The sequence below is a fragment of the Paracoccus sp. PAR01 genome (genome assembly GCF_014851995.1).
Lineage (GTDB): Bacteria > Pseudomonadota > Alphaproteobacteria > Rhodobacterales > Rhodobacteraceae > Paracoccus > Paracoccus litorisediminis.
On record NZ_JACVAW010000003.1, the window covers coordinates 70,268 to 95,822 of the forward strand.

25 protein-coding genes, 4 tRNA genes and 1 pseudogene are annotated in these 25,555 nt (G+C 62.8%); 14 read left to right on the forward strand and 16 right to left on the reverse strand.

The window, feature by feature from the left end; genetic code table 11:
* Positions 1-14 precede the first annotated feature (14 nt).
* Genes IB235_RS07825 through rsmA form a run of 3 tightly spaced genes read left to right on the forward strand, consistent with a single transcriptional unit; the run spans position 15 to position 3,156 of the window.
* Positions 15-1,292, forward strand: a complete 1,278-nt coding sequence (locus tag IB235_RS07825) for a peptidylprolyl isomerase (RefSeq protein WP_192336297.1) — start codon at positions 15-17, stop codon at positions 1,290-1,292.
* Between the two features lie 50 nt (positions 1,293-1,342).
* A complete protein-coding gene (pdxA, locus tag IB235_RS07830) occupies positions 1,343-2,311 on the forward strand; it encodes a 4-hydroxythreonine-4-phosphate dehydrogenase PdxA (protein ID WP_192336298.1) in 969 nt (322 codons plus the stop codon).
* Positions 2,308-3,156, forward strand: a complete 849-nt coding sequence (rsmA, locus tag IB235_RS07835) for a 16S rRNA (adenine(1518)-N(6)/adenine(1519)-N(6))-dimethyltransferase RsmA (protein WP_192336299.1) — start codon at positions 2,308-2,310, stop codon at positions 3,154-3,156. Before pdxA ends, rsmA begins: the two co-directional genes overlap by 4 nt.
* 15 nt (positions 3,157-3,171) lie before the next feature.
* On the opposite strand, the gene IB235_RS07840 is transcribed toward rsmA, so the two are convergent.
* The 3 genes from IB235_RS07840 to prfA all read right to left on the reverse strand — a co-directional run bounded on the left by IB235_RS07840 (position 3,172) and on the right by prfA (position 6,257).
* Positions 3,172-4,104, reverse strand: coding sequence for a DUF4167 domain-containing protein (locus tag IB235_RS07840; RefSeq protein ID WP_192336300.1), 933 nt, complete (start codon positions 4,102-4,104; stop codon positions 3,172-3,174).
* Positions 4,105-4,341: 237 nt separating this feature from the next.
* Entirely contained in the window at positions 4,342-5,205 is an 864-nt protein-coding gene (gene prmC, locus IB235_RS07845) for a peptide chain release factor N(5)-glutamine methyltransferase (RefSeq protein WP_192336301.1), read from the reverse strand.
* Positions 5,202-6,257: a peptide chain release factor 1 gene (gene prfA, locus IB235_RS07850; protein ID WP_155039569.1), complete on the reverse strand. Its 1,056-nt coding sequence runs from the start codon at positions 6,255-6,257 to the stop codon at positions 5,202-5,204. Before prfA ends, prmC begins: the two co-directional genes overlap by 4 nt.
* Before the next feature lie 252 nt (positions 6,258-6,509).
* On the opposite strand from prfA, the gene IB235_RS25730 reads away from it, so the two are divergent.
* The gene (locus IB235_RS25730) at positions 6,510-6,737 is read left to right on the forward strand and encodes a glycine zipper 2TM domain-containing protein (RefSeq protein ID WP_370576847.1); all 228 of its coding nucleotides are present in this window, start codon (positions 6,510-6,512) and stop codon (positions 6,735-6,737) included.
* An 11-nt stretch (positions 6,738-6,748) separates the two neighbouring features.
* Positions 6,749-7,087: a hypothetical protein gene (locus tag IB235_RS07860; protein ID WP_192336302.1), complete on the forward strand. Its 339-nt coding sequence runs from the start codon at positions 6,749-6,751 to the stop codon at positions 7,085-7,087.
* A 79-nt stretch (positions 7,088-7,166) separates the two neighbouring features.
* Here IB235_RS07860 and IB235_RS07865 read toward each other — a convergent pair whose 3' ends face one another.
* Positions 7,167-7,748, reverse strand: coding sequence for a YceI family protein (locus IB235_RS07865; RefSeq protein WP_155039572.1), 582 nt, complete (start codon positions 7,746-7,748; stop codon positions 7,167-7,169).
* 291 nt (positions 7,749-8,039) lie between these two features.
* On the opposite strand from IB235_RS07865, the gene rpsF reads away from it, so the two are divergent.
* The 4 genes from rpsF to IB235_RS07885 all read left to right on the forward strand — a co-directional run bounded on the left by rpsF (position 8,040) and on the right by IB235_RS07885 (position 10,198).
* Complete coding sequence (gene rpsF / locus IB235_RS07870) at positions 8,040-8,474, forward strand: 30S ribosomal protein S6 (protein WP_155039573.1); 435 nt, start codon at positions 8,040-8,042, stop codon at positions 8,472-8,474.
* Positions 8,475-8,492: 18 nt separating this feature from the next.
* Positions 8,493-8,720, forward strand: coding sequence for a 30S ribosomal protein S18 (gene rpsR, locus IB235_RS07875; RefSeq protein WP_022704737.1), 228 nt, complete (start codon positions 8,493-8,495; stop codon positions 8,718-8,720).
* 12 nt (positions 8,721-8,732) lie between these two features.
* The gene (rplI, locus tag IB235_RS07880; RefSeq protein ID WP_192336303.1) at positions 8,733-9,317 is read left to right on the forward strand and encodes a 50S ribosomal protein L9; all 585 of its coding nucleotides are present in this window, start codon (positions 8,733-8,735) and stop codon (positions 9,315-9,317) included.
* Between the two features lie 143 nt (positions 9,318-9,460).
* Positions 9,461-10,198, forward strand: a complete 738-nt coding sequence (locus IB235_RS07885) for a hypothetical protein (RefSeq protein WP_192336304.1) — start codon at positions 9,461-9,463, stop codon at positions 10,196-10,198.
* A 46-nt stretch (positions 10,199-10,244) separates the two neighbouring features.
* Here IB235_RS07885 and IB235_RS07890 read toward each other — a convergent pair.
* A tRNA-Ala gene (locus IB235_RS07890) sits at positions 10,245-10,320 on the reverse strand.
* Between the two features lie 214 nt (positions 10,321-10,534).
* Positions 10,535-10,610 (reverse strand) — tRNA-Ala (locus tag IB235_RS07895).
* A 342-nt stretch (positions 10,611-10,952) separates the two neighbouring features.
* Between IB235_RS07895 and tig the strand changes: the two genes are divergently transcribed.
* Positions 10,953-12,287, forward strand: coding sequence for a trigger factor (tig, locus tag IB235_RS07900; RefSeq protein WP_192336305.1), 1,335 nt, complete (start codon positions 10,953-10,955; stop codon positions 12,285-12,287).
* 138 nt (positions 12,288-12,425) lie between these two features.
* On the opposite strand, the gene IB235_RS07905 is transcribed toward tig, so the two are convergent.
* The 3 genes from IB235_RS07905 to IB235_RS07915 form a co-directional block, all read right to left on the reverse strand.
* The gene (locus tag IB235_RS07905) at positions 12,426-13,010 is read right to left on the reverse strand and encodes an outer membrane protein (RefSeq protein ID WP_192336306.1); all 585 of its coding nucleotides are present in this window, start codon (positions 13,008-13,010) and stop codon (positions 12,426-12,428) included.
* Between the two features lie 192 nt (positions 13,011-13,202).
* Positions 13,203-13,287 (reverse strand) — tRNA-Leu (locus IB235_RS07910).
* A gap of 14 nt (positions 13,288-13,301) precedes the next feature.
* A complete protein-coding gene (locus IB235_RS07915) occupies positions 13,302-14,867 on the reverse strand; it encodes an NAD(P)H-hydrate dehydratase (protein WP_192336307.1) in 1,566 nt (521 codons plus the stop codon).
* 153 nt (positions 14,868-15,020) lie between these two features.
* Here IB235_RS07915 and IB235_RS07920 point away from each other — a divergent pair, with 153 nt between their 5' ends.
* From IB235_RS07920 to IB235_RS07930, 3 genes are all read left to right on the forward strand, one after another.
* Positions 15,021-15,359 carry a P-II family nitrogen regulator gene (locus IB235_RS07920; protein WP_028717789.1) on the forward strand — a complete coding sequence of 113 codons (339 nt, stop codon included), beginning with the start codon at positions 15,021-15,023 and terminating at the stop codon, positions 15,357-15,359.
* Between the two features lie 100 nt (positions 15,360-15,459).
* Positions 15,460-16,866 carry a type I glutamate--ammonia ligase gene (gene glnA, locus IB235_RS07925; protein ID WP_155039579.1) on the forward strand — a complete coding sequence of 469 codons (1,407 nt, stop codon included), beginning with the start codon at positions 15,460-15,462 and terminating at the stop codon, positions 16,864-16,866.
* A gap of 547 nt (positions 16,867-17,413) precedes the next feature.
* Positions 17,414-17,893: a hypothetical protein gene (locus tag IB235_RS07930; RefSeq protein ID WP_192336308.1), complete on the forward strand. Its 480-nt coding sequence runs from the start codon at positions 17,414-17,416 to the stop codon at positions 17,891-17,893.
* Here IB235_RS07930 and IB235_RS07935 read toward each other — a convergent pair.
* From IB235_RS07935 to IB235_RS07955, 6 genes and pseudogenes are all read right to left on the reverse strand, one after another.
* Positions 17,850-19,077, reverse strand: a pseudogene (locus IB235_RS07935) (IS3 family transposase). The gene IB235_RS07930 and the pseudogene IB235_RS07935 overlap by 44 nt on opposite strands.
* A 167-nt stretch (positions 19,078-19,244) precedes the next feature.
* Complete coding sequence (locus IB235_RS25815; protein WP_370576858.1) at positions 19,245-19,400, reverse strand: hypothetical protein; 156 nt, start codon at positions 19,398-19,400, stop codon at positions 19,245-19,247.
* Positions 19,401-19,569: 169 nt separating this feature from the next.
* Positions 19,570-19,659: transfer RNA gene (locus IB235_RS07940), tRNA-Ser, on the reverse strand.
* Positions 19,660-19,701: 42 nt separating this feature from the next.
* Positions 19,702-20,286 (reverse strand): polyhydroxyalkanoate synthesis repressor PhaR, encoded by a 585-nt coding sequence (gene phaR / locus IB235_RS07945; protein WP_192336309.1) that lies wholly within the window; start codon positions 20,284-20,286, stop codon positions 19,702-19,704.
* A 140-nt stretch (positions 20,287-20,426) separates the two neighbouring features.
* Positions 20,427-20,891, reverse strand: a complete 465-nt coding sequence (locus IB235_RS07950) for a phasin family protein (RefSeq protein ID WP_155039582.1) — start codon at positions 20,889-20,891, stop codon at positions 20,427-20,429.
* Between the two features lie 116 nt (positions 20,892-21,007).
* Positions 21,008-22,783 (reverse strand): alpha/beta hydrolase, encoded by a 1,776-nt coding sequence (locus tag IB235_RS07955; RefSeq protein ID WP_225612126.1) that lies wholly within the window; start codon positions 22,781-22,783, stop codon positions 21,008-21,010.
* A gap of 580 nt (positions 22,784-23,363) precedes the next feature.
* Here IB235_RS07955 and phaZ point away from each other — a divergent pair.
* Positions 23,364-24,704: a polyhydroxyalkanoate depolymerase gene (gene phaZ, locus IB235_RS07960; RefSeq protein WP_192336311.1), complete on the forward strand. Its 1,341-nt coding sequence runs from the start codon at positions 23,364-23,366 to the stop codon at positions 24,702-24,704.
* A gap of 7 nt (positions 24,705-24,711) precedes the next feature.
* On the opposite strand, the gene IB235_RS07965 is transcribed toward phaZ, so the two are convergent.
* Positions 24,712-25,455, reverse strand: a complete 744-nt coding sequence (locus tag IB235_RS07965; protein ID WP_192336312.1) for a carboxylesterase — start codon at positions 25,453-25,455, stop codon at positions 24,712-24,714.
* Positions 25,456-25,555 lie beyond the last annotated feature (100 nt).

Genomic DNA, 25,555 nt, shown 5'->3' on the forward strand with positions numbered 1-25,555 from the left:
CGACGAGGGAACTGATGCGTCGAATTCTTCTGGGGGCGGCACTGGCCGCAATTCTGGCGGGAACGGGAACCGTGCCCGGACCCTTCACGCATCAGGCACAAGCCCAGTCCGGCCTGTTCCAACCCGTCGTCTATGTGAACGACTCGGCGGTCACCGGCTACGAGATCGAACAACGCGCCCGCTTCATGCAGATTCTGCGCGCGCCGAACAACGACCGCGCCTCGGTGGAAAAGGCGCTGATCGACGACCGGCTGCGCAGCTTTGCCGCCAAGCAGGCCGGTATCGCCGCAACGGACGAACAGATCACAGCTGGCCTTGAGGAATTCGCCAGCCGGGGCGGCATGGGCGTGGACCAGTTCGTCCAGCTGCTGGGCCAGAGCGGCGTTGATCGCCAGACCTTCGAGGATTTCGTCGTCTCGGGCCTTTTGTGGCGCGAATTCGTCCGCGCACGCATGGTCGGTCAGGTGACCGTCAGCGATGCCGAGGTCGAGCAGGCGATGAAAAACATCATCGAAACGCCCGAGATCACGCATGTTTCCTTGTCCGAGCTGATCATTCCCGCGCCTCCGGGCGAGGAAGGCAAAGCGATGGCACTGGCCGAGCGTATCGTCAGCCAGACCGGTTCCGAGGCCGATTTCGCCGCTTTCGCGCGACAATATTCGGCGACGCCCTCGGCCCAGCAGGGCGGACGGCTGCCGATGACGCCCTTGGCGAACCTGCCGCCCTCGCTGCGGCCGATCCTGCTGCAGATGCAGGCGGGCACGATCAGCCAACCGCTGCAGGTCGAAGGTGCGGTTGTCCTGTTCTTCCTGCGCGAGACGCGCGGCACGCAGCGTCCCGGTGCGACCGAACAGGTGCTGGATTACATCCGGGTGCGTCTTGCCACGGCGCAGGAGGCCGCAAACTTCGCCGCCCGCGCCCGGACCTGCGACGAGCTTGAAGCCGCGACCGGACAGGTTCCCGCCGAGCAGGTGACACGCCAGACCCTGTCGCAGGGCCAGATCCCGCAGGGCGAGGCGATTCGTCTGGCGACGCTGGACGACAATGAAACCGCAGTGGTCAATTATGGCGGCACCGTCGATCTGCTGATGCTGTGCAAACGCAGCCCGGCGCTGCTGGCGAATGCGCCCGAGGCCCCGGTCGCGACCGGCCCCGACGATCCGGCCCGCCCCGCCAATGCGCTGCCGGTGCGTGACGATATCCGCGACCAGATCTTCAACCGCAAGATCGCGGCCGCGGCGGATAACTACCTGGCCGAGCTTCGCGCCAACGCGATCATCCGCCGGCCTTAAGACCTGCGCAGACTCCGGCATAAGCCGGAGTTATTTGGACAAGAAAGAACATGAGCGTGCATCGCCCCATCATCCTGACCTGTGGCGAACCTGCAGGCGTCGGTCCCGAGCTTGCGCCCAAGGCGCTGGCTGCGGGCGTGCCTTTTGTCTTCATGGGCGATCCGCGCCATCTGCCTGCAGGCACGGAATGGATCGAGGTCCGATCCCCCGATGAAACGGTCCCGCCCGGTGTCTTGCCGGTGTTGCGGCATGATTTTCCCGCACCCGCCGTTCCGGGTCGCCCCGATCCGGCCAATGCGGCAGGCGTGATCGAGGTCATCGCCCGCGCCGTCGGATTGGCCATGTCAGGTCAGGCGGGCGGCATCTGCACCCTGCCGATCAACAAGGAAGCCCTGAAGACCGGCGCGGGCTTCGCCTTTCCGGGCCATACCGAATATCTGGCGCATCTGGCGGGCGATGTCCCGGTCGTGATGATGCTGGCTTCGACCACGGTTTCGCCGCCCTGCCGGGTGGTGCCCGCCACCATCCATATCGCGTTGAACGAAGTGCCGCGTGCACTGACGCCCGAGGTGCTGACGCAAGCGATCCGCATTACCGATGCCGCGATGCGTCGCGACTTCGGGATTGCCGCGCCTCGGCTGGCAATAGCCGGGCTGAACCCGCATGCGGGCGAAAATGGCGTGATGGGGCATGAGGAGACCGATTGGATCGCGCCCTTGCTCGCGCGGCTGCGGGCCGAGGGTTTCGATCTGGCCGGGCCACTGCCCGCCGACACGATGTTCCACGCGCCAGCGCGTGCGCGCTACGATGCGGCGATCTGCGCCTATCACGATCAGGCGTTGATCCCGATCAAGACTTTGGATTTTTCGGGCGGGGTGAATGTCACTCTGGGCTTGCCCTTTGTGCGCACCTCTCCCGATCACGGAACGGCTTTTGACATTGCCGGCAAGGGGTTGGCCGATGCGGCCAGCGTGATTGCCGCCTTGCGCATGGCCCATGACATGGCGGAGAAAAGATGAGCGCGATCGACGGATTGCCCCCGCTGCGCGAAGTGATCGCGCGGCACGACCTGCAGGCCAAGAAGCAGCTTGGCCAGAACTTCCTGCTGGACCTGAACCTGACCGCCAAGATCGCGCGGGCGGCGGGCGATCTGACCGGCTGCGACGTGATCGAGGTCGGCCCCGGCCCCGGCGGGCTGACCCGCGGTCTGCTGGCCGAAGGTGCGCGCCATGTGCTGGCCATCGAAAAGGACGCCCGCGCCCTGCCCGCTTTGGCCGAGATTTCCGAGGCCTATCCGGGCCGTCTGCACGTGATCAACGGCGACGCGCTGGAGATCGACCCGCTGGCGCATCTGACGCCGCCGATCCGCATTGTCGCGAACTTACCTTATAATGTGGGCACGGAACTGCTGATCCGCTGGCTGACGCCTGCCCAATGGCCGCCCTTCTGGCAATCGCTGACGCTGATGTTCCAGAAAGAAGTTGCGGAACGCATCGTGGCGAAGCCCGGCGGAAAGGCCTATGGGCGCTTGGCGGTGCTGGCGCAATGGCGCTCGGACGCCAAGATCGTGATGACGCTGCCTCCGGAAGCCTTTGTTCCCGCGCCCAAGATTCACTCGGCTGTGGTCCATTTGACCGCTCTGCCCGAACCCCGCTATCCCGCCGATCCGGCGGTGCTCAGCCGGGTCGTTGCGGCAGGCTTCAACCAACGCCGCAAGATGCTGCGTGCGTCCCTGAAGGGACTGCATCCGGCGATGGAGGATCTGCTGCTTGAGGCGGGGATTGCGCCGACATCGCGGGCCGAGGAAATCGGTCTGGAGCAATTCTGCGCGCTGGCGCGGGGTCTGGCCGCCGCGCCACGCTAAGCTTTCGCTTCGGGCTTATTCGCCCGAAGCCTTTTCGGTGGCCGGAGTTGCCGGAGCCTCGGCCGCATCTGCATTAGCCGCAGCGGCGGGTTTACGGCGCGTGCGCGGTGCAGCAGCAGTCGTCGTGCCAGCCGTCGCGCTGGTTGTCGTTCCGAGCGTGCTACGGGTACGACGACGCGGTGCGGCGGGCGCTTCCTCGGCGACGACAGGCTCGGCAGCAGCCTCAGTAGCGGCGGGCGCGGCTGCAACCGAAGCAGCAGGTTCGACCGGAGCAACTGCCGCGGGCTGGGTCTGTGCGGTTTCCGGCGTCTCGACCGGACCGCCCTGCTCCTCGGCCGAAATCACCGGCGGAAGACCGGCTTCCTCAGCAGGCGGCTGCGGACGCTCAGAGGTGGTGCGTTCCTCGCGGCGATCATCACGACGATCTTCGCGACGCTCGTCCCGGCGATCATCGCGGCGGTTGTCGCGGCGATTTTCAGAACGATTTTCAGAACGATTTTCGTTGCGGGATTCGTCGCGGCGGTCGTCATTGCGGTTGTCGCGGCGGTCTTCGCGACGCTCGTCATTACGCTCGGCGCGCTGGTTCTGGCCGTTCTGGTGGCCATTGCCGTTATTCGCGTTGCCGTTGTCGCCCTGCACGGCCTCATCGCGGTCGTCGTCGCGCGACGCGCCGTTCTGATGCTGCTGGCGTTCGGCCTGCTCGCGCTGCGCCTCACCCAGCATGCGGGTGTAATGTTCGGCATGCTGAAGGAAGCTCTGCTCGGCCACGCGGTCGTTCGACAGCTGGGCATCGCGGGCAAGCGTCAGATATTTCTCGATGATTTGTTGCGGCGTACCACGCACTTTGCCCTCGGGACCCGAGGAATCGAAAACGCGGTTGACGATATTCCCCAGCGTCGTGCGCTGGCGGTTCGACTTGTTACGCGAACGGGATTTGGATGATCTCATCAGCTTGTTGTCAATTCATGGTCCGGCAAGGGCCGGCTCAGGTTGGGGTCAGATTGGGGTCAACTCTTGCAGCGGGTGCCAGTTCAGGTGCGGCCCGAGGCCCTGTTCCTGCGTTACCAGTTTGAGGCTGAGTTACTGACCCGTGCGTGGGCGCTACGCCCCCGTCACATCTGCCACTAAACATCCCGCAACGTTGCTGACAAGCATAAATTTCGCCGTTCCGCGGCTTTTCGGCATTTAGATGCCGTGCTGCCCGGCTTTATGACCAAAGACGACGCGATCGCGGCCATCCAGGTCCTGCCGAACCGTCACACCGGCCAGACCGGCATCGCGCATCAGCGCCGATACGGCCTGTCCCTGGCTTGGTCCGATTTCGACCATCAGACGCCCCATCGGAGCCAGATGGCCGGGTGCCCCTGCACAAAGCGCGCGATAGGCGGCCAGCCCGTCGCCCTCATCGGTCAGGGCCATCCGGGGTTCCCAATCGCGAACCTCGGGGGACAGACCGGGCATTTCATCCAGTGCGATATAAGGCGGGTTCGAGACGATCAGATCGAACGTCCCGGTCACGGCGTCAAACCAGTTCGAGACGGCGAATTCTGCCTGTACACCGATCATCTGGGCATTGCCCCGTGCCACATCAAGGGCAGCGGGCGACAGATCGACGCCCATGCCACGCGCCTGCGGACGGTCCGCCAGCAGCGAGATCAGGATCGCCCCCGTCCCCGTGCCAAGGTCCAGCACCGAGTCGAAGGGTTGCGACAGGGCCAGTTCGACCAGCAGCTCGGTTTCGGGGCGCGGGTCCAGCGTGTCGGAGGTCACCCGGAAGTCGTGTTTCCAGAAAGCCCGCCGTCCCATGATCTGGCTGACCGGCTGGCGCGCAGCGCGGGCAGCGATCATGGCCTCATAGGTCGCAGGCAGGCCTTCGGGCACCAAAGCGGTCAGATGATCGCGCAGCGCGTGGCGGGGAATCGTGCGGTCCAGCACGCGGCCCAAGGCATACAGAAACAGGATCTGCGCATCGCCGGCCGCATTGTCGATACCGGCGTCGCGCAACCGGATCTCGGCTGCGGTTACGATCTCGCGTCCGGTTTGGGTCATGCGACTTCGGCGGCCAACCGGGCCGCCTGATCGTGGGCGATCAGGGCATCGGTGATCTCGGTCAGGTCGCCGCCCATGATCCGGTCCAGCGCATAAAGCGTCAGCCCGATGCGGTGGTCGGTCATCCGGCCCTGCGGGAAGTTATAGGTGCGGATGCGTTCGGAGCGATCGCCCGAGCCGACCTGAGACTTACGGTCGGCGGCGCGTTCGGCATCGGCACGCATGCGTTCCATGTCGTAAAGCCGCGCCCGCAGCACCGCCATCGCATTGGCGCGGTTCTGGTGCTGGGATTTTTCCGAGCTAGTGACGATGATCCCGGTCGGCAGGTGGGTGATCCGAACCGCCGAGTCAGTGGTGTTCACGTGCTGGCCGCCTGCCCCGCTGGCGCGCATCGTATCGATGCGGATGTCGCTGGCGGGGATGTCGATATCGACATCTTCAGCCTCGGGCAGCACGGCGACGGTGGCGGCGCTGGTATGGATGCGCCCGCCGGATTCGGTTTCGGGCACGCGCTGGACGCGGTGGACGCCGGATTCGTATTTCAGCCGGGCAAAAACGCCCTCGCCCTCGATCCGGGCCATGGCCTCGCGCACGCCGCCCAGTTCGGATTCCGACAGTTCCAGAAGCTGGAAGTTCCAGCCCCGCGATTCCGCGAAACGGCGATACATGTTGAGCAGGTCGCCCGCGAACAGCGCGGCCTCGTCGCCGCCGGTGCCGGGGCGGATCTCAAGGATGGCCGGACGGGCATCGGCCGCATCCTTGGGCAGCAGCGCGATGCGCAACTGATGCTCCAGTTCGGGCATCGCGGCACGCAGGCGGGACAATTCGTCCTCGGCCAGTTCGCGCATCTCGGGATCGGCCAGCATGGCCTGCGCCTCGCGGATGCCGTCATCGGCGGCGCGCCACTCGGCAATCTGGGTGACCACCGGCTTCAGATCCGCATATTCGCGGCTGATCCGCGCGATATCCTCGGCAGCGGGTCCGGCATTCAGCAGCGCCTCGAGAAACTCGAAACGCTGAACGATCTGGGAAAGTCTGTCCTGGGGCAGCATGCCGCAGGGATTAGCCCCTGCGCAGCGCTGCCGCAAGGCCGATCGGGTCGAAGGACGCTTGCCCAGGGGCACCTCCTGCCCCGAAAATCGGTGATTGGCAGAAGCGCGGCGCCGGACTACACCTGACCTTACGACAACAGAGGGTTACGGGCCGACGCCTGCTTGCCAAGATCGCAGCACGGATCGTCCCATCACACCCACAAGCAACTGACTGCAGAACCTACCCGATTGGAACAGCACAGGAGCATGATCGTGAAGACACCCCTTATTCTTGGCGCATTGGTACTTGCTGCGAGTGCCTGCGCCAACCAGACGCCAGCACAGCAGCACGAGGTCGCCTGTATCACCGGCAGCTTTACCGGCGCGCTACTTGGCGGCGCGGCAGGCAGCCTGATCGGCGGCGGGACCGGGCGGGACATTGCCATTGCGGCAGGTTCGGTAGCGGGTGGCTATGCCGGCCAGCGCTATTCTTGCGGCTAAGGAGGAAAACCATGAACAGAACATTTTCTGCCGTCGCGATCTTCCTGCTAGCCGGTGCCCCGGCCTTCGCCCAGGCCACGGCCGAGCATCTTGCCGCCATGGACACCAACGGGGACAAGGCCGTGGACGCGACCGAGTTCGCCGCCTTCGCGGACAAGGTCTACACGACGCTGGACGTCGACAAGAATGGCGCCCTGTCGCAGGCCGAGGTTGGCAGCACCATCTCGGCCGAGCAATTCCAGGCGGTCGATGCCAACAAGAATGGCAGCCTCAGCAAGTCCGAATTCGCAGCCGCGTCCAAGGCCGATTTCGCGGCATCGGATCTGGACAAAAACGGCAAGCTGGACTGATCGAACCCGGCGACACCGCGATGTTCGCGCAAAGAAAAAGGGCCCGATCGGGCCCTTTTTACATCGCTATCCGCAAGGCTTACTCGGCCTTGACGGCTTCGATGGTGATCGAGATCTCGACCTCGTCCTCGACCGCCGGGGCGAATTTGCCCAGGTTGAATTCCGAACGCTTGATGGTGGTTTCACCGTCAAAGCCCGCGACTTCCTTGCCCGACATCGGGTGCGCGGCGACCTGGTTCAGCTCGACTTCAAGGGTGACGGGCTTGGTCACGCCGTTCAGGGTGAAATCCCCGGTGACTTTCGCCTCTTTTTCGCCATCCAGTTCGACCTTGGTCGATTTGAAGGTGGCGACAGCCGCGCCCTGATCGGCGTTGAAGAAATCGGCGCCAAACAGGTGCTTGTCCAGTTCGGGCGAAACGGTCTTGAGACCCGCCAGCGGGATCGTGGCCTCGACCGAGGAATTGGCCGGGTTTTCAGCGTCCAGCATCAGCTTGCCGGTCACGCCGTTGATGATGCCGGTGCTGTTCGAAAAGCCCATATGGCCGTATTCGAACACGACCTGGCTGTGCGAGGGGTCGAAATCATAGGCGACCGGCTCGGCATAGGCTGCGGTTGCACCAAGAAGGCCAAGAACTGCGATCGGGGCGAAAAGGGATTTCATGCGGGTCTCCTGATGGAAATGGTCGTGATTGCTGTTGTGATCAGGAAATGCGACAATAACAACAAAGGTTTCCATGACATTTTCTGACAAAAAAGTGTTTCCCCACCGCGTTGAAACTGTGTCGCCGCTATGGCGATTTTGCCGGGATTTACACGGTTTGCGCTTGCATCTGGCGGTTTCACCGATATAAGGCCCCATCCTTCTGCAAATGCGAAACCGGCGCAGCCTCTCGTGGCGGGCGTAGAAGGTGTTACCCGCCGTTGAAGTGCGCCTGACATAAAGGTTGCAGTCATGCCGCTTTACGAGCATGTGCTGATCGCCCGCCAAGACCTGTCGAATACGCAGGCCGAAGGGCTGATCGAACACTTCTCGACCGTTCTCGCCGATAACGGTGGTAAGGTCGTTGAAAACGAATACTGGGGTGTCCGCACTCTCGCCTACAAGATCAACAAGAACCGCAAAGGCCACTACGCCTTCCTGCGTTCGGACGCGCCCTCGGCCGCCGTGCAGGAAATGGAGCGCCTTGCCCGCCTGCATGACGACGTCATGCGCGTGCTGACCGTCCGCGTGGACGAGCACAAGGAAGGCCCCTCGGTCCAAATGCAGAAGCGCGACGAGCGCGAGCGCGGTGATCGTGGCGACCGCGGTGATCGTGGTGATCGTGGCGGCGACCGTGGTGATCGTGGCGAACGCCGCGAGCGTCGCGACCGCGACGACCGGAACTAAGGGACAGGAACCAGAACAATGGCTAACAAACCCTTCTTCCGCCGCCGCAAGGTTTGCCCGTTCTCGGGCGACAACGCTCCTGCGATCGACTACAAAGACACGCGCCTGCTGCAGCGTTACGTTTCGGAGCGTGGTAAGATCGTTCCGTCGCGCATCACCGCCGTCTCGGCCAAGAAGCAGCGTGAGCTGGCCCGTGCCATCAAGCGCGCCCGCTTCCTCGCCCTGCTGCCCTACGCCGTGAAGTAAGGAGAGACGAACATGCAAGTCATCCTGCTGGAACGTGTGGCCAAACTGGGCCAGATGGGCGAAGTCGTCAAAGTCAAAGACGGCTTTGCACGCAACTTCCTGCTGCCGCAAGGCAAGGCGCTGCGCGCCTCGGACGCCAACGTCAAGGCGTTCGAAGCTCAGAAGGCCGACCTGGCCGTCCGCAACGACGAGACCCGTGCGGAAGCCCAGAAAGTCGCCGAGAAACTCGACGGCCAGACCTTCATCATCATCCGCTCGGCCTCGGACGCCGGTGCGCTTTACGGTTCGGTCACCCCGCGTGACGCCGCTGAAGCCGCTGCTTCCGAAGGGTTCGCGGTCGACCGTCGTCAGGTTGTCCTGACCGCGCCGATCAAGGATCTGGGCCTGCACGACGTTCGCGTCCACCTGCACCCGGAAGTCGATGCGACGATCGTTCTGAACGTCGCCCGCTCGACCGAAGAAGCGCAGCTGCAAGCCTCGGGCAAATCGATCCAGGAACTGGCCGCGGAAGAAGACGCCGCCGCCGATTTCGAGATCGCGGAACTGTTCGACGAGATCGGCTCGGCCGGTCGCGACGACGACGAAGCCGCGAACTAATCGCAGCTTTTCCGATGAAAAACGAAGAACGCGCCGCAACCCGGCGCGTTTTTTCATGCTTGCCCCCGCCGCAGGCACGGCGGAACATTCCCCCTGCTTGGGGGTTGAGATCCCGAAAGCGAGCTTCGCAGAGGATCAGACCGATGAGCCATCAGCCGCCCTTCGACGAGCACCGCGACGACCTGGACCGGCCCCAAACTGAGGCCGACGTGACCAGTCAGACCCGTTTCGGGCCGCGCCCCGTGCCCGAAGGCCACCGCCCGCATGAGGACCGCGCCGATTATCGCCCGATCCCGCCGCATGGGGATGTGTCGCCCGATGGACGGCGGGCCTACCCTCGTCCTTCGCCGCTGGCGAAATGGATTGTCTGGGGCGGGACCGGCCTTGCCGCTGCCGCATTGACTGCTGGAACCGTGATCGCCGCGCGGCATCTTCTGGGCACATCCGGTCGCAACCACCCGCGCCGCGAACCCTACCGCCCCGAAGACGCTCCGCAGCCGCGCATGCATCTGTCCACCCCACCGGAAAGCCCGCGTGAGCCCGAGCCGCTTGGCCCGCGCCCCCAGCGCCGCAGCCTGATGGAAGAGATCGAATCGAACACCGCCACGCTGACCAACAGCGTCGACAACGTGATGCGCACGGTCACTTCGGCCGTCACCGGCTTTCGCGGGGTCGCGGCGCAGACCAGTGCCATTGTGAAGGAATTCGGCGAAGCGGCGGATCTGGTGCGCGACATCATCGATCGACGCGCGCCCGCTGATCCGCAGGCCGCCAAACGGCCCTTCCACGCCGCCCCTCGCGATCCGGCTACGGGCGAGGACCCGCAGGATGACGAATATGCCGGACCCGCCGATCACGATCCACGCATGCACAGGCTGTAGATGCGGGACCCGTCAGGGTCGGTTCATATCAATGTCGAGATGAATTTGGTGGAGCCAAGGGGAGTCGAACCCCTGACCTCTTGAATGCCATTCAAGCGCTCTACCAACTGAGCTATGGCCCCACCGGAGGTCTGGAAGGCGTCGCCGCCGTTCCGTGGGGCGTCTATATGGGGAGGGACCGACGGGCGCAAGCGGAAAAATCCGCATTCTTGTCGTCCCGTCATATTTCTTTTCCGGACATGCCAAGACAGCCCGCAGCCCCTGACGCAACCGGAACGCGGACATGCCAAATGCGCGCTGATACGCGTATCTGTCTATATTAGCTGAAGGATTTTTTGGTGGAGCCAAGGGGAGTCGAACCCCTGACCTCTTGAATGCCATTCAAGCGCTCTACCAACTGAGCTATGGCCCCACCGTGAGGTCTGGAAGGCGTCGCCGCCGTTCCGTGGGGCGTCGTATAGGGGGGGCACGAAATGGGCGCAAGCGGAAAAAACGCGCCGTCCCCGATTTTTTGACGCGCCAAATCCCGCCCCTGCTTTGGGCACGCGCCCTGCCCTTTGCCAACACGCGCAGAACGCTGAAATCGACCGGTCAAATCGGGGTGCGAAGGGGTCTGCGACCGCCTTGCTTCTTGCTATGGGCGGCAAAATCCCATACCTAGCGCGCTGAAACACGGCGGGGGGCGCGAGGCATGGGCCTGCGTGCCGCAAGGGGCATATCCCTTCCCGCATTCAGGTTGGATGAAGGAACGCAAATGCAGGTCAAGGAAACCCAGAACGAAGGGCTGAAGCGCGGCTACGAATTCACCCTGCCGGCGGCCGATCTGGCTGCGCAGGTTGAAGCGAAGCTGAAAGAGGCCCAGCCCGAAGTCGAGATCAAGGGCTTCCGCAAAGGCAAAGTCCCGATGGCGATGCTGAAGAAGCAATTCGGCCAACGCATCCTGGGCGACGCCATGCAGGAAGCCATCGACGCGGCGCTGCGCGGCCATCTGGAAACCTCGGGCGACCGTCCGGCCCTGCAGCCGAAGGTCGAAATGGTCAACGGCGAGACCTGGAAAGAAGGCGACGATGTCGTCGTCACCGTCTCGTACGAAGCCCTGCCCGCCATCCCGGAAGCCGACCTCTCGGGCGTCGAGCTTGAGCGCCTGGTCGTTGCGGCCAGCGACGAGCAAGTGACCGAGGCGCTGGAAAACCTCGCCAAGAACGCGCAGTCCTTCGAGGACCGCAAGAAAGGCACCAAAGCCAAAGAAGGCGATCAGCTCGTGATCGACTTCAAAGGCATGGTCGATGGCGAAGCCTTCGAAGGCGGCACCGCCGAGGACTACCCGCTGGTCCTGGGCTCGGGCAGCTTCATCCCCGGCTTCGAAGACCAACTGGTCGGCGCCAAAGCCGGTGAAGAAGTCAAGGTCGAGGTGAAATTCCCCGAGGATTACGGCCACCCGACCCTGAAGGGCAAAGACGCGATCTTTGAAACCACCGTCAAGGCGGTGAAGGCTCCGAAACCGGCCGAGCTGGACGACGAGCTGGCCAAGAAATTCGGCGCCGACGATTTGGAAGCCCTGAAGACCCAGATCCGTGAGCGTCTGGAGGCCGAATTCAAAGGTGCCTCGCGCCAGATCCTGAAGCGCGCCCTGCTGGACAAGCTGGACGGCCTGGTCAAGTTCGACCTGCCGGAATCGCTGGTCGAAGCCGAGGCTGCCCAGATCGCCCACCAGCTGTGGCACGAGGAAAACCCGGAAGATCACGGCCATAACCATGGCGAGATCGAGCCGACCGAAGAGCACAAGTCGCTTGCCGAGCGCCGCGTCCGTCTGGGCCTGCTGCTGGCTGAAATCGGCCAGAAAGCCGAGATCACCGTCTCGGATCAGGAAATGACCCAGGCCGTCCTGCGTCAGGCTCGTCAATATCCGGGCCAAGAGCGTGCGTTCTTCGAGTTCATCCAGCAGAACCCGCAAGCCCAGCAACAGCTGCGCGCCCCGATCTTCGAAGACAAGGTCGTTGACCACATCGTCGAAGGCGCCAAGGTTGCCGACAAATCGGTCACCAAGGAAGAGCTGGAAAAAGCCATCGAGGCTCTGGACACGCTCTGATCCCAGCGATCAGCCGGAAATTCAGGCCGTCCCTTCGGGGGCGGCCTTTTTCGTTGCTCGGCGCCCCGCGGCAATTGCGTCAGGCATAAAAAAACGCCCCCACGAGGGGGGCGTTTTCGACAGAACCTTGAGGTTCTATCAGAAGCGGTACGACGCGCGCACTTGGAACAGGTCGGTGTCCAGATCCGCGTTGTCAACGCCGTCAACGTCTTTGAAGTCGTTGCGGGTGTATTCCGCGCCAACGGTGAACTTGTCGTTGATCATGTAGTCGGCGCCGATGCCGTAGGTCATGCCGGTTTCCGACAGATCGCCAAGCTCCAGCTGGGCAACACCCAGGGTGGCGTAGGGCAGGAACTTGCCCAGGTCGTAGCCAGCGCGGCCGCGCAGACGGTACAGGTCGCCGTCCTCGTCGGATTCGTCCAGGCTGATGCGGTTGTAGTCAAGCTCGCCACCCAGGACAAACTGACCGAAGTCGCGCATGTAGCCGGCGTGCACGCCGTAGCCGTCCATGTCGCTGTCGGCCGACTCACCGGCGTAGCTCAGTTCGGCATTGCCTTTGCCGTACTGCAGACCAGCGTAGAAGCCAGTCCAGTCAGCCGAGGCTTCAACCGGCGCTTCGACGATCGGGGTCACGGGAGCCTCGACGACCGGGGCTGCATAGCCACCAGCGTGTGCAGCAGTAGCGGCCAGACCTGCGATGATCGCGAAAGATGCCAATTTCATTGTTTATTCTCCACTCGATAAGAGCGGCTGACCTAACAGTCATCGTATTGAGACAAAAGGCAAAATATTGTGATGGGATAAGTCCGGACCGGCGGAAATCAGCTTATCGGACAACTGCCAAAACGAATGGACAAAACGCACAAAACCCGCGCGGGGCGCGGGTTGTCAGGTGGCGTCGCTCATGGGTTTTCGTGGTGCGGGTGGAGGGACTTGAACCCCCACGCCTTGCGGCGCCAGAACCTAAATCTGGTGCGTCTGCCAATTTCGCCACACCCGCATCTCACATCGCGCTCATAGCAAAGGCTCTGGGGGGATGCGAGGGGGAAAATGCGCGCCCTGCCCCGCAATGGCGCGCAGCACCTGCGGCAGGGTCTCGGGCAGGTCCTCGGCGATCAGACCCGGACCGAAGCAGCGCGCGGATTCGGCATGCAGCCACGCCGCCTGCGACGCCGCATCCAGTGGCGCGAAGCCACGCGCCAGAAGGCCGGTGATCAGCCCGGCCAGCACGTCCCCCGACCCCGCCGTCGCCAACCACGGCGCGGCATTCGCGCCCGTCGCCGCAGCCACGACGCCCTGCCCCTCGGGCGAGGAGATCACCGTATCCGGCCCCTTCAGTAGTACGGTCGCGCCGGACCGTGCCGCCGCCAGCCGCACCGCATCCAGACGAGAGAATGCCGGGCCTCGTGTCGCCTCGTCGCGCAACTTGCGGGCCAGATCGGGAAACAACCGCGCGAATTCTTCATCATGCGGCGTCAACACAACGCCTTCATGCAACTGGGAAAACAACCCGTCCGGCCCGTCGGCAAAGGCGGTCAGGGCATCGGCATCAAGCACCATTGCCCGACCCGATTCCAGCGCCGCGACGACCAGCGCCCGCGCCCGTGCAAGCCCCAGCCCCGGCCCCAGACAAAGCGCATTGATCCGCGGATCGCGCAGGCGCTGCAGCAGCGCCTCGGCATCGGGCAGCGCGTCCAGCATGATCGCATCCAGCCTTGCCGCATTCTCGGGCAAGGCCTCGGGTGGCGGCGCCAGCGTCACCAGTCCAGCCCCCACGCGCAGCGCGGCACGCGCCGCAAGCCGCGCCGCGCCGCCTTTGCCCGCGCCTCCGGCCAGCACCATCGCATGGCCATATCCATATTTATGCCCGCCGCGCTTGAGAAGCTGCGCGGAGGGACCGGCCAGCACGACACTGTCTCCTGCGGCTTCGCTCCACGGTTCAAGCCCGATGTCGCAGACCTGAACCACCCCGCTCAGCGCCCCACCATCGGACAGGACATGGCCCAGCTTGGGTCGGTGAAAGGTGACGGTCAGTTCGGCCTCGGGCAGACGCAGATCGCCCAGAACCCGGCCGCTGGTCGCGCATATCCCGCTGAGTATATCGACTGCGGCGATGGGGCAGCCCGACGCCGCGATGCCCCGCAGCAGCCCGGCAATTTCCGGACCCAGCGGGCGCGTGATCCCGGTCCCGAACAGCGCGTCGATGCACAGCCCGATGCTTCGCCCCGGTGCCATCGAAATCCCGCCTATGCCGCAGGTCTCGCCCCGCCAGAGGGCGGCCGCGCCCTCGGCCTCGATGGTCGAGGGCGCGGCAAGCGCCGCCACGCGCACCGGCCAGCCAAGCCCGGCAAGATGGCGTGCAATGACATAACCGTCACCGCCATTATTGCCCGGACCACACAGAATCAGCGCCTCGCGTCCTGCTGCCACGAAATCGGGCCAATGCGCGGCAATTGCCAGCGCCGCGGCCCGGCCAGCCTGCTCCATCAGGCTGCTGCCGGTCTCGACCCCACTCGAGGTCGCGGCCTCTTCGACCGCGCGCATCTGTCGAGTCGTCAGGATCGGCGAAGAGCTGCCCATATCCACTGCACATCCATTGGGCCTTTTGCACAAATTTATTGCAACCAGACCTGTTTCAGAGTTTCCATGCTGCTTTCCCCATCAAGCCGCATGGACGATCCCCATCAAACCCGCCAATCAGATCGCAGGCAAGTCGCGAGGAAGGAACAGGCGATGAAGAAAGTCGAAGCCATCATCAAGCCCTTCAAGCTGGATGATGTGAAAGAAGCGCTTCAGGAAGTGGGCGTCCAAGGCCTCTCGGTTACCGAAGTCAAAGGTTTCGGCCGCCAGAAAGGTCACACCGAGCTGTACCGTGGTGCCGAATATGTCGTCGACTTCCTGCCCAAGGTGAAGATCGAGATGGTCCTGCCCGACGATCTGGTGGAGGTCGCTGTCGACGCCATCATTTCCGCCGCGCGCACCGAAAAGATCGGCGACGGCAAGATCTTCATCCTTCCGGTTGAACAGGCGATCCGCATCCGTACCGGTGAAACCGGCGACGACGCGGTCTGATCTTCTCGCGATGGCATGACGGGGTCGGCCAAGGCCGGCCCGCACATTTTACCCTGTCCGGCCGCGGCGGTCGGGCCGACTGAATGGAGGAAGGAATCCAATGCAAGTCAAGGACGTACTGGATCTGATGAAGGCGGAGGATGTCGAATATGTCGACGTTCGCTTCACCGATCCCAAGGGCAAGCTGCAGCACGTGACGCTGGTCGCCGACCTCGTCGACGAAGACTTCTTCGAGGAAGGCTTCATGTTCGACGGTTCGTCGATCGCTGGCTGGAAGTCCATCGACCAGTCCGACATGAAGCTGATCCTGGACCCGGCCTCGGCTTACATCGACCCGTTCTACGCTGAAAAAACTCTCTGCGTGCATTGCAACGTGGTCGAGCCGGACACTGGCGAAGCCTATTCGCGCGACCCGCGCGGCACCGCCGTCAAGGCCGAAGCCTATCTGAAGGCCTCGGGCATCGGCGACGTAGCCTATTTCGGCCCGGAAGCTGAGTTCTTCCTGTTCGACGACGTGAAGTACCAGATCACGCCGCAGAAAGTCTCGTTCGAGATCGACGCCGTCGACGCCGCCTGGAACACCGATTCCTCCTATGAGGACGGCAACCTCGGCCACCGCGCAGCCCATAAGGGCGGCTACTTCCCGGTGAACCCGATCGACGCGGCTCAGGACATTCGCGGCGAGATGCTCTCGACCATGAAGCGCATGGGCATCAAGGTCGACAAGCACCACCACGAGGTTGCGACCGCGCAGCACGAGCTGGGCATGATCTTCGGCGGGCTGGTTCAGCAGGCCGACAACATCCAGAAATACAAATACGTCATCCACAACGTGGCCGCCGCCTACGGCAAATCGGCGACCTTCATGCCGAAGCCGATGAAAGGCGACAACGGCTCGGGCATGCACGTGAACATGTCGATCTGGAAAGACGGCAAGCCGCTCTTCGCCGGCGACAAATATGCCGACCTGAGCCAAGAAGCGCTCTGGTTCATCGGCGGCATCATCAAGCACGCCAAGGCGCTGAACGCCCTGACCAACCCGGGCACCAACAGCTACAAACGCCTGATCCCGGGCTTTGAGGCACCGGTTCTGCTGGCCTATTCGGCCCGCAACCGCTCGGGCGCAGTGCGGATTCCGTGGACGGAATCGCCGAAAGCCAAGCGCGTCGAAGCCCGTTTCCCCGATCCGTCGGCCAACCCCTATCTGGCCTTTGCCGGCTTGCTGATGGCAGGTATCGACGGCATCAAGAACAAGATCGATCCGGGTCCGGCTTCGGACAAGGACCTCTACGATCTGCCGCCGGAAGAACTGGCCGAGATCCCGACCGTCTGCGGTTCGCTCCGCGAGGCGCTGGAAGAGCTGGAGAAGGACATGGACTTCCTGCTCGCCGGCGACGTGTTCACCCGCGATCAGCTGGAAGGCTACATCAAGCTGAAGTGGGAAGAGGTCTACGCCTACGAGCACACCCCCCACCCGATCGAATACGCGATGTATTACAGCTGCTGATCCGCAGCCGAGGGACAGAAAGATCGGAAAGCCGCCCGAAAGGGCGGCTTTCTTGCCATTGGCCTGAGATCTATAAAGCAGACAGGCTCAGGGCTGCTGCAACCAGCGGAATGACCATTCGATATATGCCGCCCTGTACACCTGTTGCATGATCGGGAATCATGATCAGGCGCTTCTGATCACTTGAGCTCTGCCTGGAAGGATCAGCATGCCTCAGCGTGCGGCGCGTCCCAAGCATCTTGCGACAGCCTAGCTAACGCCCACACGCCGATCACGGTCCTCCTGCTGAACTGCCCAGCCGGACCTCATCGGCCACCAGCTCGTACAATCCTGAAAATATTAAGCGAAACACGATCCGGACCTGATATCTGACTCCTGCTCAGAAGTCGGCCGGTTCACCGTCCAGCCGAAATAGATCGCAACAAACCCTACCTCGACTAGCTGGGCGACGATTGCGGTTATGCCTTGCCCATCCAGATCGGGCCGAGCGAAGCTGAAGCCGCTTCCTCTGCCCAAGTTCGGCAAGGTAAATGCACTCGCTGCTGAGATGAAGCGGATCTACGCCATCTATGCGCGCCACACCTTCAGCGGCATTCCGTTCCCAGAGGTTCGCAGGGTCTTCAACCTAGCAGATACCAAATCCTGTAACTTCAATAAGGGAGGTCGGCTTAATGGGGATTTCCAAAGCGTCAAGCCAGAGCAACGCAAGCAGATCCTGATAGATGGCCTTTCTGTCGTTGAGTTGGACATCAAGGCATCACAACTGACCATTCTCCACCACATCACCAACACCGGATTGCCGGAAGGAGATCTAAATCAGGTTGAGGGGGCGCCCCGCCCAGTGGTCAAGGCCGCAGTGATAGCCATGATCGGACCGGGAAAGACGGAACTCGAAAGGTGGCCCAAAGAGGCCAGGGAGAGCCTGCTCTCCTGCTCTGATCGCCGACCTTGGCCCGCCCGAAGGCAGAGTTTTCCGACCTCGCTCAGGGTGACGGGCGGGTTGCGCCCCCTGGTTTCGTCAGCATGATCGGGACCTTGTTGCCGATCGCGCCGTGTGGCCGTTCTTCGTTATGGCATCTACGCCAAGCCTCCAGCTTTTCCGCCGCGTCTGCAAGGGTCATGAACCAGTGCTGGTTCAGGCATTCGGTTCGGAACGGGCCATTGAAGGTGAGGAGGGATCAAAAAACAGTCCGGGGGACTGTTATCCCGACGTAAAATGAAGGCGTTGTCGGTCGGCTTTCCTGGGCGCGAGAAGTCCAGAATGACGCCGCGTTGGTAGGCCCAGAGGTCCATATCACGCGATACGAACTCGGTGCCTTGATCGACGCGGATCGTCTTCGGATAGCCAATCTTCCGACATACGTGGTCAAGGGTGGTGACCACATCCTCGCCGCGGTAGCTGAGACGCACGTCCAGCACCGGTACGTGAGCCGCGAGAAGGTGTCGACGACGGTAAGGACGCGGAGCTTCTTGCCTGTCGCCAACTGGTCGTGCCCATTTGGCGGGAAAACAGTCCCCGGACTGTTTTCTGATCCGCCTCATTCCATCGCCCAAACGTCATTGGGGCCGACGGCCTCGGTGCGATCGTCGCGCAGCTTTGCCTTGACCCGCCGCTTCGGCGTTTTGTTTCTGAGCTGCATCCCCAACTCTCTGTAAATACGATAGACTTTCTTGATGTTGATGCCCCAGCCTTCACGATCCAACAAAACGTGGACGCGCCGGTAGCCATACCGGACACCAATCGCCGTCGGGCTCGGACCGATGGCGCCTCGACGGCTCATATTCACAGATCTCACCGATCCGCTTCGCCACGGCGGCCTGATCGGTGCGGCGGGACTTGTAGTGAAACGAAAACCGCTCGAACCCGATGACCCCACAAGCCGTCCGGATCGATACCGCCCAATCGTTGCATATCCCGCGAACCAGTTCGCGCATGCGACCAGGGTGAGCCGGTGGGCACCATTGGTTCAAGCCAACCGGCGAACGAGCTTGCGCCGAATGGCATCCCTGAAGCATCTCGCGGTCGAGCGTGAGGTCGGCCACGACCTTCTTCAACCGTGTGTTCTCGTCCTCGAGTTGCTTCAGTCGCCGCATCTCATCGGGCAGAAGCCCTGCATACTTCTTCTTCCAAGCGAAGCAGGTGGCTTGGCTGATCCCGGCCTTACGGAAGATCTCAGCGGCCGGTGTTCCCTCCTCGCCCTGTTTCAGAATGAACGCCTTCTGTGCGTCCGAAAACTTGTCGCCTTCATGCCAATTCCGCTTCGTCGGGAAAACAGTCCCCCGGACTGTTTTCTGATCCTCCTCAGTCTCCCAGCCAAGGAAGCCTAGCGGAAAACTCCAGATTCAAACGGTCCAGTTTCCGGGGATCAGATCATGCCCTACCTGTAGGCTTTCCAAGTGGCGTCGAGCCTCAGTGTGTGGCTGTTGGCCCTCTTGCTGGCTTCCGTCTGGTCGATGGTCTTCAGAGAGAAGAGTTGGGTCTGCCTCTTCCGAGACACCGGATCACGATGAAGGTCCTGGCAATCTTCGGGAATTCGGCGGCGGTACTACCAAATATTTCCATTGAGCTGGATGTGCCGACACATGGCACAGAGAGACCCGGTTTGGAAAAGGAGTTGCACGTGTGTGTAACCTCATGTGTAATCTGAGGCAACTCCACTGCGCTTCTATCTATCTGATATTTATTGATTAATCAGGAGATTGTGGCGGACAGTGAGGGATTCGAACCCTCGAGACGGTTCCCCGCCTACACACTTTCCAGGCGTGCGCCTTCGACCACTCGGCCAACTGTCCGTGGAGGCCCGTCTAGCGTGATCGACGGGCCTGTGCAAGCGGTCACAGCTTGGAAATTCGCTTCTGTAGCTCGGCAAGTTGACGACGGATTTCATCCATGTCAGCCGAAGCCGCAGACTTGCCACCGGAAGGGGGCTTGCCGATCTCGGCGTCGCCTTCCGGCTCGGGGCCACTGCTGCCGGCCCAGCCAGCGGTCATGGCGCGCAGGAACATCTGCTGCTGACGCTGCAGCGCCTCAAAGCCCGGCATCGTGGACATCGGGTTCGGGAACGTCGCCATGTTCTCCATCAGCTTGGACTGCCCCTCGCGCAGGATCTCGAAGCTGGCGGCAAGGAATTGCGGCACGACGGACTGAGCCTGCGTGGTGTAGCTGCGCACCAGATCGGTCAGCACCTCGATCGGCAGGACGTTCTCGCCGCGGCTTTCATGCTCGGCGATGATCTGCAGAAGATACTGGCGCGTCAGGTCGTCGCCGGATTTCAGGTCCACGATCTGGACCTGCCGCCCTTTGCGGATCAAAATCGCGACATCCTCAAGCGTGACGTAATCGCTGGTCTCGGTGTTATAGAGACGGCGGCTCGCGTAGCGCTTGATCAAAAGTGGCGACGTGTTGTCAACCTCGGCCATGTCTCCTCCGGCTATGCATTTGCAGCATGATGAAAAAACGGTTGCGGAATTGCAAAGAAAATCGCCGCGACCGCATCATGACCCGGACATGAAAAAAGGGGAGCAGTCGCCTGCCCCCCTTCCCTACGATGTTCCGTCCCTCAGACCTTGGCGGCCGAAGCAGCAGCCGCGGCGGCTTTCTTGACAGCAGCCTGAGTTTCGCGCGTGGCGGTCTCAGCGGCCTTCTGGGCGTCAGAGGCCAGATCCTTGCCAGCGGTCAGCATCAGGTCGACGGTGTCCATCTGGACCTTCTTGGCCACTTCGGCAAAGGCGGCCATGTGCTCGGCTGCCATTTCGGCGGCGGCGGTCGCGAAGTCGCTGACGGCCTTCGCGTATTCCGCCGGTTCGTCCTTCGAGCTGGCCAGCTCACCCATGCGGGCGATGGTGTCCTTGGCCCATTGCGAGGTGATCTCGGTCGAACGCTCGGCAGCGGCCAGGGCAACCTTGGCCATTTTCTCGCCCAGCGCGGTCTGCGATTTGAACGCGTCCTGGAAGGACGAGGTGTCCACCGGGAATTTCGCGATCATTTCCTGAAAGGTCTTCGTGAAGTCTGGGGCCTTGGCCATAGTCCGTCTCCTGGATAGGCGCAGAGTGCTGGAGCGCCGGTTAACCTCTACAGCTTCAAATATAGATGCTGCACTGCAGCATTTCAACAGATTTCGCTGCGATGCAGCATTTCTTTTCAGGACCGCTCATGGACATAGGTCCCCGGAGCTGGTCCCAGCCCCTCGCCCGGATCGCGGGCAGCAACCTGTTCGCCCGATTGCGGCGCCAGCCATTTGTCCCATTCCGGCCACCAGCTGCCCTCGCGAAACTCACCTCCCTCGCGCCAGGCGTCGAACCCGTTCTGGAAGCCCTGAGCCGAAACGTAATGGCCGTATTTCTTTTTGCCCGGCGGGTTGATGATCCCGGCAATATGGCCCGATTCGGACAGGATGAAGGTCTTGTCCGCCGAACCCATCATCGCCACGCCGCGCCAACTGTCCCGTGCGGGCGCGATATGGTCGCTTTCGCAAGCAATGGCGCACAGCGGCACGGTCACATCGCGCACGCTCAACGACTGGCCGAACAGTTCGAACCCCTCACCGACAAAGGCGTTGCGCTGGCACAACCCGCGCAGATACTCGACCGCCATCCGGCCCGGCAGGTTGGTGCCGTCGCCGTTCCAGAACAACAGGTCAAAGGCCGGAGGACGTTCGCCCAGCATGTAGCTGCGGATTGCCGGCGCCCAGACCAGATCATTGGCGCGCAGGAAACTGAAAGTCCGCGCCATCAGTTGCGAGGCCAGCACACCGCTGCGCCCGGCCTCGGACTCGATACCGGACACGAAGTCCTCTTGCAGGAAGGCGGTGAACTCGCCCTGATCCGAGAAATCGGTCAGCGTGGTAAAGAACGTCGCCGAATTGACCCGGTCGTCGCCGCGCTGTTTCAGCAGCGCCAGTGTCATCGCCAGTGTCGTGCCCGCGATGCAATAGCCGACCACGTTCAGCTTGGGCTGATCGGTCAGGTCCAGTACCCGATCAAACACGTCCAGATAGGCCGAGACGTAATCGTCCATCCCGATATCGCCGTAGCCCGGTCCGGGGTTCTTCCACGAAACGACGAACAGCGTGTAGCCCTGATCGACGATCCATTTGATCAGGCTGTTCTGCGCCTTCAGGTCGAGGATGTAGAATTTGTTGATCCATGGCGGAAAGATCACCAGCGGAATCGCATGCACCGTTTCCGTCGTTGGCTTGTACTGGATCAGCTCATAAAGTTTGGTGCGGGCGACCACGGTGCCCAGCGTGGTGCCGATATCCTCGCCGACCCGAAAAGCATCGCGATCGGCCAGCGAGACGATGAATTCGCCGCCATGCTGTTCGACATCGCGGACCAGATTCTCCAGCCCCTTGACCAGACTTTCGCCTTCGGTCGCCAACGCCTTTTCCAGCGCGTCGGGATTGGTGGCCAGAAAATTCGTCGGCGCCATCATGTCGATCATCTGGCGGGTAAACCATTCGATCCGACGCCGATCGGACATTTCCGAGACATCCAGATCCGAGGCCGCCTTCTGCATCGCCTCGGCATTGATCTGATACTGGCGCTTGACGAAGTTGAAGAACGGGTGGCTTTCCCAAAGCGGGTTGGCAAAGCGGCGATCCTTGGGCCCCTCATCGGGCGGGGCGCGGAAGGTGCCCCGCGCCAACGCAGCCTGTGCCTCGGCGAAATGGCGCAGGGTTTCACCCCAATAGCTGACTTGCTGTTCCATCACCCGTTCGGGCTGCTCGGCCACCAGCTTGACCCAGGCGGCGGCGGCGGTGGTGAACAGGTCGGCCCCCGGCCCCTCGACGCCGGGATTCTTGGGCCGACGCAAGGCGAGCGCGCCCAGCAGCCGCTGGGTCAGCGATTCGATCCTCTCGATGTTCTGGACCAGTTGTTCGGGCAGACGGCTATGTTCGCCAAAGGCCGCCTCCATGAATTCGGCGGTGGTGTGGCTATGCGGTGCGTCGCCCTGCACAGTGGCTGGCGGGCGCGAGGGCGGCGCGACAGGGGCCATGATCTCGGCAGGCTCGACCGGCTCGACCGGCTCTACGACCGGGGCTGGCTTCTTTCTGGGCTTGCGGTGCAGCGAGGTCCGGGTATCGACGCGGGCGGTCGTATGCGTGCGGCCCAGACCATTGCGGGCCCCCGGCTTCTTGCTGGCCGAAACGCTGGCGGGCTTGGCCAATACGGGCTTGGCAGGGGTCAGCATCTGATCGACCGATGCCGTCTCGATTTTGGGCTTCGCGACACGCTTCCGCACGGGCTTTTCCGCAGGCTTCGTGGCCGCAGCTTTTTCCACGGCGGGCGATTCGGTGGTCGTCGGGGCCGCTTTACCGGCCTTTGGACGATTGCCCGATTTCGCCGCATTCCCCTTGCCCGTCACACCCTTGGGCTTATCGTCCTCTGCGGCCATAATTGACAATCCTCCGTCATCGTCAAATCATTATGCCTGTCCCGAAACGCAGGTAAAGCCGACTCCTCTCCGGCAGGCCTGAACATCATGAGTAGGCAAGATGGCGACTTACAAGGGTGCCAAGGGCATCATTTCCTACGACGTGATGGAAACGTACCGGAACACCAACGAATGGCTGGGGGCGACGGCGCGGGCGCTGGGATCCTATCCCGCCTTCGCGATGATCCCGCATCCGATGTTCAAGCTGATGTCCGCCTGGGGGCGCGTGACCGAGCGCAGCTTCTCGCGCATGGTGATCAAGCCCGATTGGGAAATCCCGCCGATCGTCTCTGAGGATGGGCAGGATCACATCGTCTATGTCGAGCCGGAGCTGACCCGCCCCTTCGGCGATCTTGTCCGCTTCCGCGTTGCCCGTCGCGAACCGATGCCGCGCAAGGTGCTGCTGGTCGCACCCATGTCGGGCCATTACGCGACGCTTCTGCGCACCACCGTCACCTCGCTGCTGTCGGATTGCGATGTCTATGTCACCGACTGGCACAATGCCCGCGATATCCCGGTCAGCGCCGGTAAGTTCGACATCGAAGATTACACCCAATACCTCGTCGATTTCATCCGCCATCTGGGCCCCGATACCAACGTGATCGCCGTCTGCCAGCCCGCGCCGCTGGCTTTGGCCGCGACCGCGATACTGGCCGAGCATGAACCGGCGGCCCAGCCCCGTTCGCTGATCCTGATCGGCGGCCCGATCGATCCCGACGCCGCCGCGACCGAAGTCACCGATTTCGGCAACCGCATGACCATGGGAGAGCTGGATTTCCTGCTGATCCAGCAGGTCGGCTTCAAGTATCGCGGTGCCGGGCGCATGGTCTATCCCGGTCTTGCGCAGCTTTCGTCCTTCATCGCGATGAACGCCGACACCCATGCCCGCGCCTTCATCAACAAGATCTTCGCCGAGGCCCGCGGCCTTGGCTCGGAAGGCGACAAGCACAACACGTTCTACGACGAATATCTTGCGGTCATGGACATGACCGCCGAATTTTACCTGTCGACCGTCCAGCGCATCTTCAAGGAACGCGAGATCGCGCAGAACCAGTTCAAGGTGCATGGCCGCCGGGTCGACCTGTCGAAAATCCACGATGTCGCCATCATGACGGTAGAGGGCGCGAATGATGACATCTCGGCCCCCGGCCAATGCGTCGCCGCGCTTGACCTGTGCAGCGGCGTGCCCGAGGGGCGCAAGCAGCAACATCTGGAACCCGGCGCCGGGCATTACGGCATCTTTGCCGGGAAAAGCTGGCGGCTGAACATCCGACCTTTGGTGCTGGACTTCATCGACGAACAGGCCAGCACCAGCGGCCCGGCGAAAAAACGCCGCATCAACAAGCCCGAGGATTGCGGCCGCACCGTCGCCAATGATGAGGACGGCAAGCTCGCAATCTGAGCCGCGATCAGCCCCGTTCCAGCACTTCCGCGACCGAAGCCCCGATCAGTTCAAGACAATCGGGGGTCGAAAAGCGGTGATCCGCGCCCTTGACCAGCGCCAGCCGCATATCCGGCCCCGTGGCATGGTCCAGCAGGCTGGTCGCCCAATGGACCGGCACGTCCTCATCCGCTGTCCCTTGCAGGAAGCGCACCGGAAACGGCAGGTCCAGCGGCGCGGACATGACCAGATGGTTGCGCCCACCCTCGATCAAGCGACGGGTGATGACATAGGGCGCGCCATATTCGCTGGGAATGGCGACTTGCCCGTCGCGCAGCAGCATCTCGCGCTCGGCCGGACCGAAGGCGGCCCAGAAGCCCTGTTCGGTGAAATCCGGCGCAGCGGCAATCGTCACCAAACCGGCCAGCCGTTCCGGCATGGCGCGGGCGACCAGCAGGCTGATCCAGCCTCCCATGGACGACCCCACCAGCACCTGCGGCCCCGTCGTCAGCGCCGAGATCGCGGCGACGGCATCCTCCAGCCAGTCGCCGATGCAGCCGTCCTCGAAACGCCCGTCCGATTCCCCATGGCCCGAATAATCGAAGCGCAGAAAGGCACGGCCCCGCGCCTGCGCCCATTCCTCCAGCCAGACCGCCTTGGTGCCCTGCATGTCCGACCGAAAGCCGCCCAGAAAGACCACGCCCGGCCCCTGCCCGGCAATGCGGTTATAGGCGATGCGCCGACCCTGCGGCGTTTCAAGAAACTCGGTCATTGAATTCGTTCCTGTGTTTTGGCCGACGGGCACAAGGCGCGGCATCACACCCTTGCCTAACCGCATTGACAAGCCGTCTCAATCCGTCCAAATCCGCCGG